The organism is Moorena sp. SIO3B2 (assembly GCF_010692525.1).
GTDB classification, from domain to species: domain Bacteria; phylum Cyanobacteriota; class Cyanobacteriia; order Cyanobacteriales; family Coleofasciculaceae; genus Moorena; species Moorena producens.
The window spans coordinates 1-1,301 of sequence record NZ_JAAHHE010000903.1 but is presented as its reverse complement, the minus strand read 5'-3'; the positions used below and the strand labels follow the sequence as shown (position 1 = coordinate 1,301).

Annotated in this window: 2 protein-coding genes; one reads left to right on the top strand and one right to left on the bottom strand. The window is 43.3% G+C overall.

All coding sequences use genetic code 11. The features are described from left to right. The coding region (locus F6K38_RS42235; RefSeq protein ID WP_287360838.1) for a DUF4351 domain-containing protein at positions 1–708 on the top strand (708 nt) is incomplete at its 5' end. Positions 709–885: 177 nt separating this feature from the next. Here F6K38_RS42235 and F6K38_RS42230 read toward each other — a convergent pair. Next, positions 886–1,301 (bottom strand): hypothetical protein (locus F6K38_RS42230; RefSeq protein WP_287360837.1); only part of this gene is annotated, 416 nt, incomplete at its 5' end.

The window sequence follows — 1,301 nt, the reverse complement described above, 5'->3', positions numbered from 1 at the left end:
GAATTTCAAACCTTACCCCAATCTGAACCTCCGTTACCCCTGCGGATGCTGGATTATTGGGTAAGGTTATATCGTCAGTATCGCTGTGATATTGAACAGGTAATAATTTTTCTCAAACCAACCCGATTAGCCGGAGTATTTGTGAATCAATTTACCGAGAGGAACCTATCCTTCCGCTACCGGGTGATTCGGATTTGGGAATGTGATCCACAACCGTTACTAACAACACCGGGGTTACTACCCTTGGCAGTATTAGCACAAGCGGAAGTGCCAGAAAACCTGCTATCCCAAGTAGCAGCCAGAATCGATATGATTGAAGATAGACAACAGCAGCGTAATTTATCTGCTTGCGTGCAACTGTTGGCTGGGGTGAAATTTGATGAACAGTTAATTCAAGCCTATTTTCGGGAGGATATGATGCAAGAGTCAGTCGTTTATCAACGAATTATTCGCCAAGGATTAGAACAGGGATTAGAGCAAGGATTAGAACAGGGATTAGAACAAGGATTAAAACAAGGATTAAAACAAGGAAAGCGCAATGAGCTGAATTTAATTAAGCGTCTACTTAACCGTCGCCTAGGTGAAATCAATCCCCAAGTACAAAATCAAATTGAGGAATTATCCTTTGAACAGTTGGAGGATTTAGGAGAAGCGTTGTTAGATTTTGAAACGGAAGTGGATTTGACCAATTGGTTGAACCAGTTATAGCGCTACGCGCAAGGGCAAGAGGCAAGAGGCAAGAGGCAAAGGTGCGCTTTCCAATGGGCGAGTAAATCGCCCTTGGGTCGCACCTAAAAGTTTACTAAAAAATAGGTGCGCTCTTACCATTAAGAATTTCATTCGCTACGGGTCGCACCTTTTTCAGCTTGTATCAATGTCTTAACTTTAATGGGTAGTGCTATAACAAATAAGTAACATCCAGTTAGGTGTTGCATTCAAAAGCCATGCTATCAAGACCTGATCGAGTGGCTTCTGAACCTCTCCCTTGAGTATTTGAATATAAACCTTGAGTATCTGGACCTTGTGGACGAGTATCTGAACTTCGACCGTGAGTATTTGAATACCGTGGTTGAGTCTCAGAGCCTCGTGAACGAATATCAGAGTCTCAACGTTGAGTATTTGAGTCTCGTGGTCGAGTATTTGAATATCGTGGACGAGTCTCAGAGTCTCGTGGTTGAGTATTTGAATATCGTGGTCGAGTATTTGAATATCGTGGACGAGTCTGAGAGTCTCAACGTTGAGTATTTGAGTCTCGTGGTTGAGCCTCAGAGCCTCGTGAACAAACCTCTTCCCTGCTCCCT